The sequence below is a fragment of the Methylomonas montana genome (assembly GCF_030490285.1).
Classification (GTDB): Bacteria; Pseudomonadota; Gammaproteobacteria; order Methylococcales; family Methylomonadaceae; genus Methylomonas; species Methylomonas montana.
In genome coordinates this window covers 4,594,766-4,610,433 of sequence record NZ_CP129884.1, presented here as the reverse complement: position 1 = coordinate 4,610,433, position 15,668 = coordinate 4,594,766, and the positions used below count along the sequence as shown (strand labels likewise).

General features: G+C 52.7%; 12 protein-coding genes. 10 read left to right on the top strand and 2 right to left on the bottom strand.

Annotation, left to right across the window (positions count from 1 at the left end):
- The first annotated feature begins 245 nt into the window (after positions 1-245).
- From QZJ86_RS21350 to QZJ86_RS21335, 4 genes are all read left to right on the top strand, one after another.
- Positions 246-755: an RNA polymerase sigma factor gene (locus tag QZJ86_RS21350; RefSeq protein ID WP_301935601.1), complete on the top strand. Its 510-nt coding sequence runs from the start codon at positions 246-248 to the stop codon at positions 753-755.
- A 44-nt stretch (positions 756-799) separates the two neighbouring features.
- On the top strand, positions 800-1,780 hold the full coding sequence (locus tag QZJ86_RS21345; protein ID WP_301935600.1) for a FecR family protein: 981 nt from the start codon (positions 800-802) through the stop codon (positions 1,778-1,780).
- A 104-nt stretch (positions 1,781-1,884) separates the two neighbouring features.
- Complete coding sequence (locus QZJ86_RS21340; protein ID WP_301935599.1) at positions 1,885-4,260, top strand: TonB-dependent siderophore receptor; 2,376 nt, start codon at positions 1,885-1,887, stop codon at positions 4,258-4,260.
- 1 nt (position 4,261) lies between these two features.
- Positions 4,262-5,422, top strand: a complete 1,161-nt coding sequence (locus QZJ86_RS21335; RefSeq protein ID WP_301935598.1) for a DUF1624 domain-containing protein — start codon at positions 4,262-4,264, stop codon at positions 5,420-5,422.
- Between the two features lie 105 nt (positions 5,423-5,527).
- On the opposite strand, the gene QZJ86_RS21330 is transcribed toward QZJ86_RS21335, so the two are convergent.
- Positions 5,528-6,544, bottom strand: a complete 1,017-nt coding sequence (locus QZJ86_RS21330; RefSeq protein WP_301935597.1) for an asparaginase — start codon at positions 6,542-6,544, stop codon at positions 5,528-5,530.
- Between the two features lie 58 nt (positions 6,545-6,602).
- Here QZJ86_RS21330 and QZJ86_RS21325 point away from each other — a divergent pair, with 58 nt between their 5' ends.
- From QZJ86_RS21325 to phoU, 6 genes are all read left to right on the top strand, one after another.
- The gene (locus QZJ86_RS21325; RefSeq protein ID WP_301935596.1) at positions 6,603-7,109 is read left to right on the top strand and encodes a dihydrofolate reductase; all 507 of its coding nucleotides are present in this window, start codon (positions 6,603-6,605) and stop codon (positions 7,107-7,109) included.
- 132 nt (positions 7,110-7,241) lie between these two features.
- Positions 7,242-8,231, top strand: coding sequence for a PstS family phosphate ABC transporter substrate-binding protein (locus QZJ86_RS21320; RefSeq protein ID WP_301935595.1), 990 nt, complete (start codon positions 7,242-7,244; stop codon positions 8,229-8,231).
- 215 nt (positions 8,232-8,446) lie between these two features.
- Positions 8,447-10,723 carry an ABC transporter permease subunit gene (locus QZJ86_RS21315; protein ID WP_301935594.1) on the top strand — a complete coding sequence of 759 codons (2,277 nt, stop codon included), beginning with the start codon at positions 8,447-8,449 and terminating at the stop codon, positions 10,721-10,723.
- Entirely contained in the window at positions 10,720-12,375 is a 1,656-nt protein-coding gene (gene pstA, locus QZJ86_RS21310; protein WP_301935593.1) for a phosphate ABC transporter permease PstA, read from the top strand. The genes QZJ86_RS21315 and pstA overlap by 4 nt, the downstream gene beginning before the upstream one ends.
- 35 nt (positions 12,376-12,410) lie before the next feature.
- Entirely contained in the window at positions 12,411-13,244 is an 834-nt protein-coding gene (gene pstB, locus QZJ86_RS21305; RefSeq protein WP_301935592.1) for a phosphate ABC transporter ATP-binding protein PstB, read from the top strand.
- A gap of 10 nt (positions 13,245-13,254) precedes the next feature.
- Entirely contained in the window at positions 13,255-13,974 is a 720-nt protein-coding gene (gene phoU, locus QZJ86_RS21300; protein WP_301935591.1) for a phosphate signaling complex protein PhoU, read from the top strand.
- Positions 13,975-14,054: 80 nt separating this feature from the next.
- Here phoU and QZJ86_RS21295 read toward each other — a convergent pair whose 3' ends face one another.
- Positions 14,055-15,668: an ATP-binding protein gene (locus QZJ86_RS21295; RefSeq protein WP_301935590.1), complete on the bottom strand. Its 1,614-nt coding sequence runs from the start codon at positions 15,666-15,668 to the stop codon at positions 14,055-14,057.

The window sequence follows — 15,668 nt, the reverse complement described above, 5'->3', positions numbered from 1 at the left end:
GATGACTATGTCATTTCACTTAGTTGCGCTGCTGCATATCCCCTGTTTTAAATCGTTCGCTTAAGTTCCCGGTATCGAATTTTTTGCGTCACCCTGGTGCTTATCAATCATAAGTAGCATACCGACGGCCACGCCCAAGGTTTGGACGCACAAGTTCGTGAGTTAAGGAAGTTTTGCTTAGTTTTTAGTGCCGATGGCTTGAAGTTTGCTGGCTAGCTGACTTTCGTCGCACACTCCAGCCAGTCATGCCAAAGCGCAGCCATACATTATTCGATCTGTTATTTCATCGGTACGGTCGAGAATTGTTGGTGTTTGCGTCGCAACGGGCCGGGGACGATGCCGAAGACCTGGTTCAGGATGCCTATCTGCGTTTACTGCAGCACGAAGATCCGCTAACCATCGGCAACCCTCGGGCTTATCTATATAAAGTGACCGCCAATGCGGCGGTGGATCATCACCGTAAGCAGCAGGTTAGAGAACGATCGGCAGAATATCTGGACGATTTTGACGCACTGCCTTCGCCATTACCTACACCGGAGACCGAGGCCGAAACAGCATTGCTATTGCAACATTGCCGGACGGCCTTGGAGCAACTGCCGGACATTCAGCGGCATGTGTTTTTGTTGCACCGGATCGACGGTTGGAGCCATGCGGAAATTGCCGAAGCGCTTGAAATTCCCCGGCGCACCGTCGAGCGCCATTGCGCCAAGGCTTTGGCACACTGCTTTGCCTTCACCGCTCGGGATAGGCAATAAGCCGATACTGTTTTGCCTTCACCAATCCGCGATACCATAAGTAGATGAATACCCCCCCTCCTTCGTCGTTAAGCAGCATCCAGCAACAGGCATTGGATTGGCAGACGCGTCTAAACTCCGGCGATTGCAGCGTTGCGGAGCGCGGACAATTTGCAGCCTGGTTGGCGGAAAATCCGGCTCATCTGGCTGCCTATCGGGAGGTGGAACGGTTTTGGGGACAATTGGCTGGGTTGGGCAATATTGCCGAGAACCATCTGGTCGCCGCCCGCCGCTATGCGGCCGGTCGCCGTCTATCCCAGCACCGCCGCCGCTTTTGGCCAGCCTTGGCAATGGCGGCTGGTCTCGCCGGTTTGCTAATCCTTAATTCGCCGATAGGGTGGTGGTTGAGAGCAGATTACTACCAAACCGCCAAGGGCGAGCGTAAAACCGTGCTACTCAGCGACGGATCCCAAATAGAACTCAACACCGATACCGAGTTGCGGGTTGCATATCGCGACGGCGAACGGACAGTCTGGCTGGCCCGCGGCGAAGCCTGGTTTAGCGTGGTGCATAACGCCAGCCGGCCGTTCGAAGTGGTGGCCGGCGCCGGTCGGGTTTGCGACATCGGCACACAGTTCAATGTCTACCGGCAAGACGACAAAGTCACGGTGGCTGTCCAGGAAGGAGAAGTAGGCCTCCGCGCCGGGGCGATGCCCTCGCTTAACTTATCCGCCGGTCAGCAGGCCGGTTACGACAACGCTGGTCGCCTGGATGCGTTAGTCAACGGCGATTTGAACGCGATCGCTGCCTGGCGTAGCGGCGTGCTGGTTTTCAAAAAACAGAGTTTGCCGGAAGTGTTGAAACAACTGGGCCGCTATCATCGGGTCCGCTTCGAGTTGGCCGATGCCGATCTACAAACCTTGACGGTCAGCGGCCGCTTCCCGGCGAACGATCTTGAACAAACCCTGGATACCATGGCTAGTGCCTTGTCTGTGAAAATAATTCGAGGCGGCGATGAACGGATTACGATACGGCGAGCGAATTGATTGAGGCGGGGCAACCGATAAAAAAATCCAGGGGCAATTGGCGGTGTTGGCATTCTGAAACGATCTTATTGGGTGGAGTAATTACTATTCGATAAGGAGCACCGATGCACACACTGACGCACCTTCTGCTGGTCGCGCCGCTGGTACTGACGATCAATACTGCGGTCGCCGACGAAAAAACCTACGACTTCAACATCCCCGCCCAACCGTTGGCCTCAGCATTGGACGCCTTGGCCCAACAAACCGGCCTGCAACCGTTTTACGCCGACGGCATCATGGCCGGCAAACGCGCGCCAGCGCTCAGTGGCCGCTTGACACCCCTGCAAGCCGTGCAAAAACTGTTGGCGGGCAGCGGCCTGGTTTATACCTTTACCGCCGACAATGCGGTGGCGATCAAGCAGGATGGCTCGGCGGCAGCTAAGGTCGAGACCTTGGCGGCGGTGACGGTGTTGGGGAGGGTGGTTTATGATGCAAACGATCCGTATAACACCGATTACAACCGGCAAATTGCCTCGACCGCCACCAAAACCGACGCGTCTATCATGGAAACGCCGATGTCGATACAGGTAGTGCCCCAAGCAGCGATACGGGATCAACAAGCCTTCCGTTTGCAGGATGCGCTGAAGAACGTCAGCGGAGTGCAGCAACGTGCATCCAACGGCGGCACCACCGGCGGAGCGGACGCTTATGTCGTTCGTGGCTTCGAATTGGGCTTCAGGAGCAATTACTACCGTAATGGCATCAGGATGCAAAAAAGTAGCGCCGATTTCGCCAACCTGGACCGGGTCGAAGTGCTGAAAGGACCGGCATCCGGACTGTACGGGCGTATCGAAGCCGGCGGCTTGATCAATCTGGTCACCAAAAAGCCTTCGGCCGATCCGTATTATTCGATCGAGCAACGCTTTGGCTCCTACGACTACTACCGGACCGAAGCGAGCGCCACCGGGCCGCTGACTCAGGACGGATCGCTGGCTTACCGGCTGGACATGTCATATCTCGATAGCAACTCTTTCCGGGATTTTGTAGTCAATGACCGGATTTTTTTCGCACCCAGCCTAAACTGGAAGCCTTCGGATCGCACCGAATTCAATCTGTCGGTGGAATACATGGACGATAATCGGACTTACGATGCCGGCCTTCCCGTTACCGGCAATCGCGCCGCGCCGGCACCGATCTCCCGCACCTTCGTTCAAGAGGGATTGGTGGACAAGGATTCCTACTGGCTGGTCGATTTCAATTGGACGCACAGCTTCAACGACAATTGGAAACTAAGAAACGGCATGGTCGTCGTTGACGGCGACGCGGGTTTGCAGGAGGTTTATGCCGACGGTAGAGCGGCGCTAAATGGCGATACGCCCCGTGGGGCATGGTTCGGCAGCCTGGCTTACGACACCCAAACCGTTTATCTGGATTTGACCGGTAAATTCAAAACCTTCGGTATCGAGCACGATCTGCTGATCGGCGGCGACTATTATCACCAACGCAGCGTCGATCATGCCACTGCCCGCGCCATGGACAATGTCAACGTTTTCAGGGACATGCCTAGATTCAATGTGCAAGCGGCGATGGCGCCACCGTATTTGTTCAACTACATCGAGGATAACGAGTGGTTCGGCGTGTATGGCCAGGATGAAATCACTTTGTGGGACAAACTACACCTGCTGGGCGGCTTGCGTTACGACATCGCCACTTTTGGAAGCGGTTATTCCGACCAAAACCTGGCGTTAGCCAGCGACGCTTACGACGATATCGAAGAAACCAATTTAAGTCCGCGGGTCGGCATACTCTATCAAGCGACGGAATGGCTGTCGTTGTATGGCCATTTTGTCGAATCGTTCGGCGCCAACAATGGCCGGCAAGCCTCAGGCAAACCGTTCGACCCTCAGACTTCGACCGAGTATGAAGGCGGCATCAAGACCTCGTTTTTTGACGGGCGATTAACCAGCACCTTGGCTTATTATCATTTGACCAAGCAAAACGTGCTGACACCAGACCCGAGTAATCGTTCGCTTAATGTAGCGATCGGCGAGGCCCGCAGCCAGGGTATAGAGTGGGATATCAGCGGTCGGTTAACGGATGCGATAAGCATGATCGGTACTTACGCTTATACCGATACCGAGGTTACCAAGGACTACTCCGGCAATCAGGGTAAGCGGCTGCCGTACGCACCGCTGCATTCGGGAAGCTTGTGGCTGAAATACGATTTTCAGCAAGAAATGTTGAGAGGTTTTAGCGTCGGCGCTGGCATCTACGCCGCCGGCCTACGCTACGGCGACACCGCCAACAGTTTTTACGACGATGCCTGCGCGCGCTTGGATGTGATGGCTGCCTATCGCTTCAATATCGGCAAGACCAGGCTGACGGCCCAGGTCAACGTCAATAACGTTTCCGACACCCAGTACTATATACAACGCGCTTCCTGGTCCAATAACCCGGCGGATCCATTAATGGCCTTCGGTTCGCTTCGGCTAGAATATTGAAATGATTCAACGTATTGCGTCCCTCGACATGCTGCGCAGCCTGGTCATGGTGATCATGACGCTGGACCACACCCGGGATTTCTTTAGCGCTGCGCATTTTGATCCCACCGATCTGAATAAGACCGCGGTGGGTTTGTTTCTGACCCGTTGGATCACTCATTTCTGCGCGCCGGTATTCGTGTTTCTGGCCGGCACCAGCGCCTATCTGTGGGCGGCACGGCGGGATGCTAATGCTGAGACTAGCGGTTTTTTACTGAAACGCGGGGTGCTGTTGTTGCTATTGGTCAGTACTGTCGAAGCCTGGGCCTGGAATTTCAGCAACGACTTTCGCCAACTCGACGGCGGGGTGTTATGGGCGATAGGCTGGTCTATGATTTTGCTATCCGGCTTGGTTAAGTTGCCTTTGCCGTGGATTGTCGGTTTTGGCGGTTTGATGATCGTCGGGCATAACACTTTCGACGCGGTCAAACCGGCCGATTTGGGCGGCTTTGGTCCATGGTGGGCGGTATTACATACCGGCGACCACGTCGATTTTGGCGGTGGCTGGAAGCTCAATCCTTACTACCCTTTGATTCCATGGGTTGGGGTAATCGCCGTAGGTTACGGATTCGGCTGGTGGATGAACTCGCCGCAATGGCGTAGCCGCAATAGACTAGTGCTGTTAGGGGTTTCGCTGATCGCATTATTTGCGTTGCTGCGCTTCAGCAATCTCTACGGCGACCCCCATCCGTGGCAAGCCTATGCCGATCCGGCATTGACTTTGCTGTCATTTCTGAACTGCCACAAATACCCGCCGTCGTTGCTGTATTTATTGATGACGCTGGGGCCGGCAGTGCTGTTGCTGGGCTGGTTTGAAGACTGGCCAGCCCATAAATTCAGGGTTTTACAAGTATTCGGCCGGACGCCGCTGTTTTTTTATCTGCTGCATCTCTATGTTATCCACCTGCTGGCGTTGCTGGTGGCGGCAATCGACAATGGCCCGGTTTCGGCGCTGATCGGTGGCGGTATCTGGGTGCCGGATTTACCCAAAGACTACGGTTACGGTTTGCCGACGGTTTATGCGTTTTGGCTATTGGTCGTATTGCTGATGTTTCCCTGCTGCCTTGGTTTTGAAGCTTTAAAGCATCGAAAACCGCATTGGGCTTGGCTGAAGTATTTGTAATGGGGCCGAGCAGAATTGGCCCACCCGTGCCAAGCGTAATAAGGTTATTATGTCCGAAATCCCGTAGAAAGCATTGTAGGTGGAGCGCGATAGCGCCCCCTCTTTTCATACATGTTCCCACGCAATATCCCGCTGTAAAAAATCCGCGATATCATTCCGAGTGTTGAAATTGCCATAAGCCAATAGCAGTTTGGCGTAGGCGGCTTCCAATGACATGTTCCAGATCATTTCCGCGCCGCATTCCAGTAGCTCTCTAGTCGAGGCGTAGGCGCTTTCCGAGTACAGTGCCGGAGCCAGATAAATTTTTATGTTCCGGCTGCTGCAGCGTTTGACGAATTCGACCAGGCTACATTGCCTGCCGGCGGCGGCCGAAGCACAGGCGGTGCCGGAGTGGTAGAGGTCGTGTAGTACCAGTTCGACATTCTCGAGATTGAACATCGTGTAGTCCAGACCCGGATAAGGCCTGATCAGCAATATTTGTTTTGAAAATTCGGGTTTTAGCGCTATCGGCGAGCGAGCTTTGCAATCCAGCTCGTGTAGCCGTTCGAAGTGACCGCTTTCATAACGCATCCAGGCTTGCGATTGAACGCTGATGAAATCGCCGCTCAATGGCAAGCAGGACGACAACCGGCTGCCAAGATGAAGTTGCATCGTTTGTCCTGGATTTCGATACGGCACAAACACGCCGGCCAGACCGAGTTGACGGATAAATTCCACCGCACAGATAAAATTCGCCACGCCGTTGGCTTGCGGATAATCCAGCGGCAAATCGCTGGAAACTAGCAGCAACGGTATGGCCAGGCTATTGAAATGCAGGCTTAGCGCCGCCGCGCTGAAGGCCAGGCTGTCGGTGCCGTGGGTGACGACGATGCCGTCAAATTGCCTTAAATCTTCGGATTCGATACTGGCGATGATTTTCGGCCAGTGGCTGGGATGCAGGTTTTCGCTGAGAATTTGCAGGGGCTGCAAGGTTTTGAAGCTCACCGAATCCGGTTTGGTATCTTGCTCCGCAAAACGTTGCAATAATTTAAAACCGGCGTTGCCGTTAGTGTTAATGGTGTTGCCGTCAAGCTGCGAGCCGATGGTGCCGCCGGTAAACACCAGCAGGATGTTTTTCTTCATATGCTCTGTTTCTAGTATGATGTCTCGCCAATAATACGGCCCATCTTAAACATTGCGCATGAAAATATCACTGATCGTGGCGATGGCCAGCAACCGGGCCATCGGCCTGAATGGGCAAATGCCCTGGCATCTCTCGGCCGATTTAAAACGTTTCAAGCAGATTACCATGGGCTCGCCGATTTTGATGGGCCGTAAAACTTTCGAAGCGATCGGCCGTCCGCTGCCGGGCCGGGATAACATCGTCATCAGCCGTGACCCGAATTACCAACAGCTCGGTTGCCGGGCGTTTGGCGACATCGACAGCGTGTTGCAAGCTTGTGCCGATTGCCCGGAATTGTTCGTAATCGGTGGCGCCACCATATACGAAGCCATGCTGCCGTATGCGGATTATTTGTATTTGACCGAGATAAATAAAAACTTTGCGGGCGATACCTTTTTTCCCGAGATAGAGCCGAGCCAGTGGCGGGAAATTGCTAGAGAGGATGTGCAAGACGATCAAGCCGTTGATTTTTCCTACAGTTTTGTAAAGCTGGAAAATGCCCGGCTTGGGACGATGATGCAGTAGGTTTTGCTGAAACTCGTCGGTTCCCATTACAATTAGTCATCTTTTGTCATAAAACTGTCATATACGCTTCATACTATTGTCACGCTAGATTGGCAATATGGATCTTAAGTTTTAAACATTTCGAGAAAAAATATGAAAAACACATTCAAGCTGAAGTCGCTGGTTTTGGGGTTTGGTTTCGCGTCGGCTGCTCTGTTGGGCGGTGAAGCGGCTGCGGCACCTGCGACATTGGACCCAAGCTTATCGGAATACGCGGCAGCCAGCGGCGTGTCCGGCAATATTTCCAGTGTCGGCTCAGATACTTTGGCCAATCTGATGACTTTGTGGGCAGAAGAATTCGGTAAGATTTACCCCAACGTCAATATCCAGATTCAAGCTGCCGGTTCATCGACCGCGCCGCCGGCTCTGACCGAGGGTACCGCTAACCTGGGCCCTATGAGCCGGAAAATGAAAGACAACGAAATCGACGATTTCGAAAGCAAATACGGTTACAAACCAACCGCTATTCCGGTAGCGATCGACGCGTTGGCGGTTTTCGTCAACAAGGACAATCCGGTTAAAGGTTTAAGCATTCCGCAAGTGGATGCGATTTTGTCGTCCACCCGTAAATGCGGCCATGCCAACGATATCACCACTTGGGGTCAAGCCGGTCTGACTGGCGGCTGGGCGGGCAAGCCGATTCAGCTGTATGGCCGTAACTCGGTGTCCGGTACTTACGGTTTCTTTAAAGACGAAGCGTTGTGCAAAGGCGATTTCAAAAGCAATGTCAACGAACAACCAGGTTCTGCTTCCGTGGTGCAATCGGTTACCACCTCGGCTAACGGCATCGGTTATTCCGGCATCGGCTACTCGACTTCCGGCGTAAAAGCCGTGGCTTTGGCGCGCAAAGATGGCGAGGCTTTTGTCGAAGCGACACCTGAAAACGCTACCTCCGGTGCTTATCCGCTGTCGCGTTTCTTATATATTTACGTCAACAAAAAACCTAACGAACCGCTGGCGCCATTGGAAAAAGAGTTCATCAAAATGGTGTTATCCAAAACCGGCCAACAAGTGGTGATCAAGGACGGCTATATTCCGCTGCCAGCTAAAGCCGTGGAAAAAGCCTTGACGCTGGTTCAGTAATTACATCAGCCAAGGATGTCTGATAAAGGGACAATGATGCACGGACGCAGCAAGGGACTGGCTAATAAAACAAAGCCATTCATCCTATCCACCAATTAATGGCGGATGATCTTGTATAATATAAAGCCGATAATTCCTTAGTAGTTATCGGCTTTTTTGTTTTTGTCTGCGTTGCGATATTTCGCCGTAGCTATGTTAACTAACTATGCCTTGTTATGACTGAAGCCCATCCCACCCAAGCGAAAGCCACGTTGTTTCAGACAGCCACTAGTGACCGTTACCAGCGCTGGCGGCTGGTAAAAGATAAGATGGTGGCGCGCGGCGTCGTGGCCGGCGGCTTGAGTATCATCGTCGCCGTGGTGTTGATCTTCTTTTACCTGTTGTATGTGGTTTTTCCGATACTGTTGCCGTCGCACGCCGAATCGGTCGGCCGTTACGACGTACCCGAGCCGGGTTTAGGCAATACCGTATTCCTGTCGATGGAAGAGCAAAACGAAGTGGCCGTGCGTTTTACCGATACCGGAAAAGTCGTATTTTTCAGCGTCGCCGGCGGCCAGGTGCTGCGTGTCGATCCGCTGCCGATTCCCGAGCAAGTTCAGATCACCAGTTATGCGCACGGCGGTGTCGATAAAGGTGTGATTGCCTTCGGTTTGTCAGATGGCCGCGCCGTGGTGGTTAAGCACGATTACAAACTGACTTATCCCGACGGTAAGCGTTTGATTACCCCTTCGATTCAATATCCGCTGGGTGCCCAGCCGCTGGTGGTGGACAAACAAGGCCAAGCGCTGACCAAACTGGCGGTGAAATTGGGCGATAAAGACAGCACCTTGCTGGCGAAAACCGCCGATAACCGCATGGTTTTAAGCAGCCTGAGCAAAAAAGAATCGATGTTCGACGAAGTCAGCTGGGAAGCCACCGACAGCGTCGTGGAGATGGCGGCTGACGAAGTGGATTTCATTTTGTTGGATAAAGAACTGCGCAATCTGTATTTGGCTAGTCGTGCCGGCGATTTGACCGTGGTCGATATAGCCGACAAAAGCCAGCCCAAGATTAAGCACAAACTCAATGTGTTGAATCAAGGCACGCAAATCAGCAGCATGGAGTTTTTGAATGGCGATATTTCCCTGCTGATAGGCGATACCAGCGGTGTGATGGCGCAATGGACCATGATACGCGATCAGCAAAATCACTTCAGCGTCGAAAAACTGCGTGAATTTAAAGTGTCCGAGGCGCCGATTGTCACCATCAATCCGGAGCAGCGCCGTAAAGGCATGTTGGCGGCGGACGCCAATGGCGAAATTGGCATTTACAGTTCCACCGCCGAACGCGAATTGATCAAGGAAAAAATCGCCGGCGGCAAGCCGGTGGCCGTGACCTTGTCGCCGCGCGCCAATGCCTTGCTGTTGCAAGCCGAAGACGGCAAGATCAATCACTGGAAAATTGATAACGAACATCCGGAAGTATCGTGGGCTTCGTTATGGAACAGAGTCTGGTACGAAAGTTATCCAAAGCCAGATTATATTTGGCAATCGTCGTCGGCCAGCAACGATTTCGAACCGAAAATGAGTCTGACGCCGCTGGTGTTCGGCACTTTGAAAGCTTCGTTTTACGCGATGCTGATGGGTATTCCGCTGGCCTTGTTCGGCGCGATTTATACCGGGTATTTCATGGCGCCCAGCGTGCGGCAATATGTGAAGCCAGGCGTGGAAATCATGGGTGCTTTACCGACGGTGATTTTGGGTTTTCTGGCCGGCTTGTGGCTGGCGCCTTTCGTGGAAGCTAATCTCACCGGGATTTTTGCGCTGCTGATGGTGGTGCCGCTGTCGGTGATGATTTTCGCCTATTGTTGGCAATACGTACCCGAACAAACCCGCCACAAAATTCCCGACGGTTGGGATGCCATCGTATTGATTCCGGTGGTGATTTTCGGCGGCTGGCTGTCTTTTCAATTAAGCCCGGCGATAGAAGCACTCTGTTTTAACGGCGATTTACGCACCTGGATGCGCGAAGAATTCGGCATCGGCTACGATCAGCGCAACACCCTGGTCGTTGGTTTGGCGATGGGTTTCGCGGTGATCCCGATGATATTTTCCATTGCCGAAGATGCGATTTTCAGCGTGCCCAAGCATTTGACCACGGGTTCCTTGGCCTTGGGCGCTACGCCCTGGCAGACCATGACCAAAGTGGTGTTGCTGACCGCCAGCCCCGGCATTTTCTCGGCGATCATGATCGGTTTCGGCCGCGCGGTTGGCGAGACGATGATCGTTTTGATGGCCACCGGCAATACTGCGGTGATGGATTTGAGCATTTTCCAGGGCTTGCGTACCCTGTCTGCCAATATCGCGGTGGAAATGCCGGAGTCGGAAGTGAATAGTACCCACTATCGCGTATTGTTCCTGGCGGCGCTGGTGTTGTTCATGTTCACCTTTGTAGTCAACACTCTGGCTGAAGTCATTCGGCAGAATCTCAGACAAAAATACAGCTCATTATGATGAAAGCATGGTTTAAGAGCGGTTCGCCGTGGATCTGGATGACCGCCGGCGCGGTCAGTTTGAACCTTATCTTGGTGGTAGGCTTATTGCTGCTGATTGCGGTCAGAGGCTTGGGCCATTTCTGGCCGGCCGACATCGTCGAGTACCGCTATCAAGATCGTGGTGCTCCGGAGACGGTGATCATCGGCGAACAGGTGGCGACGTCGCTGTTGCCGGCCGCGCAAGCCAAAGCCGCCGGCCATGAGTTGCTGGATAATGGCGAATATCTGGTGCAGCATCTGGTCAAGACCGGCAACCGCGACATTTTCGGCAGCGATTTCCGCTGGATACAGCAGCAATATATTCGCGGCCAATCCACGCCGGATGAATTGGTGATGATCGAACGCCGGGAATGGGGCAATTTCTACGGTCGCTTGCTGGCGGTCAAGGAAGACGGCGTGGTGATCGCTGAAGGCGAACAAGCTTGGCAGGTTGCCCAAGACAAGCTCGCGACAGTGCTGGAACAACACGACGAAATCGATAATTTGCAAGATAAAGACGTTGGGGCGATCAACTACGATTTGGAGCGCTTGCGTTTGAAGCAGCGCTCGCTGGAACTCAAAAACCAGTGGAGCGATGCCGCCAAGCAGGAATTCGCCGCGCAAAAACAGGCTTACGAGAAGCAGTACCAAGTCATACAGCAACAGATTTTCAAACTCAGCAAGGAAAGTAAACGCTACAGTCTGGTGGTAGCGGAAGCCGGACAGAAGGAAATCAGTTTGCCCTTGCATCGAGTCGTCAAATTAACGCGCCCCAATACCATGAGCGTATTCGATAAAATCATCGAGTATGTGAGTAATTTCACGACATTCGTCAGCGACGAGCCGCGCGAAGCCAACACCGAGGGCGGTATCTTCCCGGCCATCTTCGGCACGGTGCTGATGGTGTTGCTGATGGCCATCGTGGTGACGCCGTTTGGGGTGATCGCGGCGGTTTATCTGCGCGAGTACGCCAAGCAAGGTTTTATTACCCGTGTGATCCGGATCGCCGTTAACAACCTGGCTGGCGTACCGTCTATCGTTTACGGCGTATTTGGCTTGGGCTTTTTCGTTTATATCATCGGCGGCAATATCGACCGCTTGTTTTTCCCGGAAGCGGCGCCGGCGCCGGTCTTCGGTACGCCCGGTTTGCTATGGGCCTCGTTGACGCTGGCCTTGATGACCTTGCCGGTGGTGATCGTCGCCACCGAGGAAGGTCTGTCGCGGATTCCGAAGTCGATCCGCGAGGGTAGTCTGGCCTTGGGCGCCACTAAAGCCGAAACGCTATGGCGCACCGTGTTGCCGATGGCCAGTCCGGCAATCATGACCGGTTTGATCCTGGCGGTGGCGCGCGCGGCTGGCGAGGTAGCGCCGTTGATGTTGGTTGGTGTGGTCAAACTGGCGCCGACCCTGCCGATGGACGGCAATTTCCCCTATCTGCATCTGGATAGAAAATTTATGCATCTGGGTTTCCATATTTACGATGTCGGTTTCCAGAGCCCTAACGTCGAAGCGGCCAGACCGTTGGTGTATGCCACTTCGCTGCTACTGGTGATGGTCATTATCGGTCTGAACATGTTCGCTATTTCCATACGCAACAATTTGCGGGAAAAATACCGCGCCCTAGAAAACTAATATTGCATCCTCCGGAAGCCTGGACCCAAAATATCATGACAACAGCACAAAAAATCAGCCACGCCATTGATATCAATGCGTTGAATAGAGAAGAGCGAGCCGTTTCCGGCGAGATCGAAACCTGTATCAAAGTCGAAAACCTGGATTTGTTTTATGGACAAAAACAGGCTTTGCATAACGTCAATATGGAAATGCCGCGCAAGCGGGTGACCGCTTATATCGGTCCCAGCGGCTGCGGCAAATCGACTCTGCTGCGCTGCATCAACCGGATGAACGATCTGGTCGACGGCGTCACTATTAAAGGCAAGATTCTGCTGGATGGCGAAGATATTTACGATAAATCGGTCAATGTTGCGGCCTTGCGCCGGCGGGTGGGCATGGTGTTTCAAAAACCCAATCCGTTTCCGAAAACCATTTACGAAAACGTGGCTTATGGCTTGCGTATTCAGGGTATCAACGACAGGCGTATACTCGACGAAGTCGTCGAAAAGTCCCTACGCGGTGCGGCGCTGTGGGACGAAATGAAGGACCGCTTGAACGACAATGCCTTGGGCATGTCTGGTGGTCAGCAGCAGCGGCTGGTAATTGCTCGGGCGATCGCCATCGAGCCGGAAGTGATCCTGTTGGACGAACCAGCCTCGGCGCTGGACCCGATTTCCACGTTGAAAATCGAAGAATTGATCAACGAACTCAAAGAAAAATATACGATCGTGATCGTCACCCATAACATGCAGCAGGCGGCGCGGGTGTCTGATTACACCGCTTTCATGTACATGGGCGAATTAATCGAATTTGGTGAAACCAGCGAGTTGTTTACCAATCCAGCGAAAAAACAAACAGAAGATTACATTACCGGTAGGTACGGCTAGGAGGTAGGCAATGGATAACAGCAAAATCAAACAACACATTTCCCGTCAATTTAACGAGGAGATGGAAGACATCCGCAACAAGGTGTTGGCCATGGGCGGCTTGGTCGAACAGCAAGTCGATTTGGCGACCAAGGCGTTCATGGGCTACGACATGGAAGATGCCGAGAAAGTCGTGCAACAAGACCATCAAGTCAACGAAATGGAAAAGGATATCGATCACGAATGCACCGAAATCATGGCCAAACGCCAACCGGCGGCCTACGATTTACGGATGCTGATCGCCACGATCAAGATCATCACCGACCTGGAGCGGATCGGTGACGAAGCGGCGCGCATCGCCAAGATGACCATGCGTCTGGAAGGTGCTGACTATTATCAGGACAAATATTACGAAATCGAACATTTGCTGAATCTGGTCAAGGACATGCTGAACGGCGCCTTGGATGCCTATGCCAGAAACGACGTCGAGGAAGTGGTGGCGATTACCGAACAAGATTCCAAGGTGGATCGCGAATATACCAGCATCACTCGGCAATTAATCACGCAGATGATGGAAAATCCGCGCAACATTACTCGGGCGCTGGATATGTTGTGGGCGGCTCGTGCGTTGGAACGGATTGGCGACCATGCCTGCAATGTTTGTGAGCAGGTAATTTACATGGTGAAAGGCAAGGATGTGCGCCATCTAAGTCGCGAAGAACTGGAACGCACCGTCAATTCCATCCGCTAAACTCCGGTCAGGCTCGTTGATTCCAAACCATCAACGAGTTTTCGGCCCGGCCCGGTATTTTTCCAAAACACCGGACAAAATTAAGACAGGTTTGTATCGATCGGCAATTGGGAGCCGCTTTCGGCAATCGGAGCGGATTGATTCGATGTTTGCCGAGTAGACCCTGCCCTGGCAATGCCAGTCATGGGATGGGCTTGTTCAAGGATAATCGTAAATTCGCTGCCCTGGCCGACCTGGCTACTGACTTTCAGCGAACCTTTCATTAGTTCGATCATATGCTTGGTAATCAATAAACCGATTCCGGTACCTTCGATAACTTCCTGATCCTGATGAAATCGGGTAAACGGCTGGAATAGCATCGCAAACTGTTCGGGGGCGATGCCGATACCGCTATCCCGGATGGTAATGTGAACTTGCCGGTCTCGCTGTTCGACCAAGACCGTCGCTTCACCGTTTGGTCGGTTATATTTGATGGCATTGGATAGCAGGTTCAGCAGGCATTGCTTCAAGCGTAAGCGATCGGCATAAACCGAAAAACGTTGTTTCGGCAATTGGCAGTGGATGTCAATGCCGCGATCTCGGGCCTGATGACGCACCAAATCCAAAGATTCCTCAATGACGCTTCGGCAATCGACCTTATCAATGCAGAGAGCCAACTTGCCGCTTTCCACCGCGCTTAGGTCCAGCAATTCGCTGATCAAATCCAGTAAATGCAAGCCGGCGCCGAGAATGTGATTGGCCGAGTCTTTTTGATCCTCGTTTAACGGGTTATGTACATCGGATTCCAGCAATTGACTAAAACCGATGATGGCGTTTAACGGCGTCCGCAACTCATGACTCATCCGCGACAAAAATTCCGATTTGGCGTAGCTGGCTCTTTCCGCTTCTAATTTGGCATGCGATAAATTAACGATCAAGGCGTTTTTATTACGCTCATGCTGTTCTATGCGATCCAGCATGCTGTTAAAGGTTTTGATCAGAATCCCGGTTTCGTCGTATGTGTCTACCGTTAACCTAGTACTAAACGCGTCGTTCTGGCTAATTTGTTCGATGTTGGACGTTAAGTGCAATAAAGGCTTACTGATTTTATATCCCAGCCAACGGGCGAGCAGCATCGCGATCAGCATGGCTAACAACATCGCGGCTAAGGCTTCCAATGTGGTGTATTGAAAGTTGTGTAGCAATTCCGCCAGGGACAGATGCATGGCTAAGAAGCCGATCAGCCGCTGGTCGATGGTGATGGGTACGACCAGGTCGAGAGAGTCGGCATGAAAAATGTGATCGTCGTGATTGTTAGGTTGGTTGGTGGGAAACTGTTGCCAGAAATCGCCGTTGTGTTGGCCTATGGTTTGCAAAATAGCCTGATTGTTCGGTAATTGGCTTTGATAATTGGCAAATAGCTGGTGATCGGCGGTAAAAATGTAAGCGCCGATGACATCGTCTTTTTCCTTGAGTGCCGCTAGAATTTCCTGAGCGGTAGTCGAATCGTGGTAAATAATGGCGGCGGAAACATTGTTGGCTAGAATTTTCGACAACACCCGGCTCTGGTCCAGAAGTCTTTGTTTTTGATGACTATAATCGCTGGCTAGAAAAAACAGCAGGGTGAATACGGCACTGATGAAAGCGGTCGTTAACGCGATGGCCAAAATTTTTTGTCGAATTGACGCGTGCTGGTAGGCGGCAATCAAGGACAT

What these genes read in the sequence shown, in the direction of transcription:
- QZJ86_RS21350 (WP_301935601.1), top strand. Translation starts at nt 246, where the DNA reads ATGCCAAAGCGCAGCCATACATTATTCGATCTGTTATTTCATCGGTAC.
- QZJ86_RS21345 (WP_301935600.1), top strand. Translation starts at nt 800, where the DNA reads ATGAATACCCCCCCTCCTTCGTCGTTAAGCAGCATCCAGCAACAGGCA.
- QZJ86_RS21340 (WP_301935599.1), top strand. Translation starts at nt 1,885, where the DNA reads ATGCACACACTGACGCACCTTCTGCTGGTCGCGCCGCTGGTACTGACG.
- QZJ86_RS21335 (WP_301935598.1), top strand. Translation starts at nt 4,262, where the DNA reads ATGATTCAACGTATTGCGTCCCTCGACATGCTGCGCAGCCTGGTCATG.
- QZJ86_RS21330 (WP_301935597.1), bottom strand. Translation starts at nt 6,544, where the DNA reads ATGAAGAAAAACATCCTGCTGGTGTTTACCGGCGGCACCATCGGCTCG.
- QZJ86_RS21325 (WP_301935596.1), top strand. Translation starts at nt 6,603, where the DNA reads ATGAAAATATCACTGATCGTGGCGATGGCCAGCAACCGGGCCATCGGC.
- QZJ86_RS21320 (WP_301935595.1), top strand. Translation starts at nt 7,242, where the DNA reads ATGAAAAACACATTCAAGCTGAAGTCGCTGGTTTTGGGGTTTGGTTTC.
- QZJ86_RS21315 (WP_301935594.1), top strand. Translation starts at nt 8,447, where the DNA reads ATGACTGAAGCCCATCCCACCCAAGCGAAAGCCACGTTGTTTCAGACA.
- pstA (WP_301935593.1), top strand. Translation starts at nt 10,720, where the DNA reads ATGATGAAAGCATGGTTTAAGAGCGGTTCGCCGTGGATCTGGATGACC.
- pstB (WP_301935592.1), top strand. Translation starts at nt 12,411, where the DNA reads ATGACAACAGCACAAAAAATCAGCCACGCCATTGATATCAATGCGTTG.
- phoU (WP_301935591.1), top strand. Translation starts at nt 13,255, where the DNA reads ATGGATAACAGCAAAATCAAACAACACATTTCCCGTCAATTTAACGAG.
- QZJ86_RS21295 (WP_301935590.1), bottom strand. Translation starts at nt 15,668, where the DNA reads ATGTCCTTGATTGCCGCCTACCAGCACGCGTCAATTCGACAAAAAATT.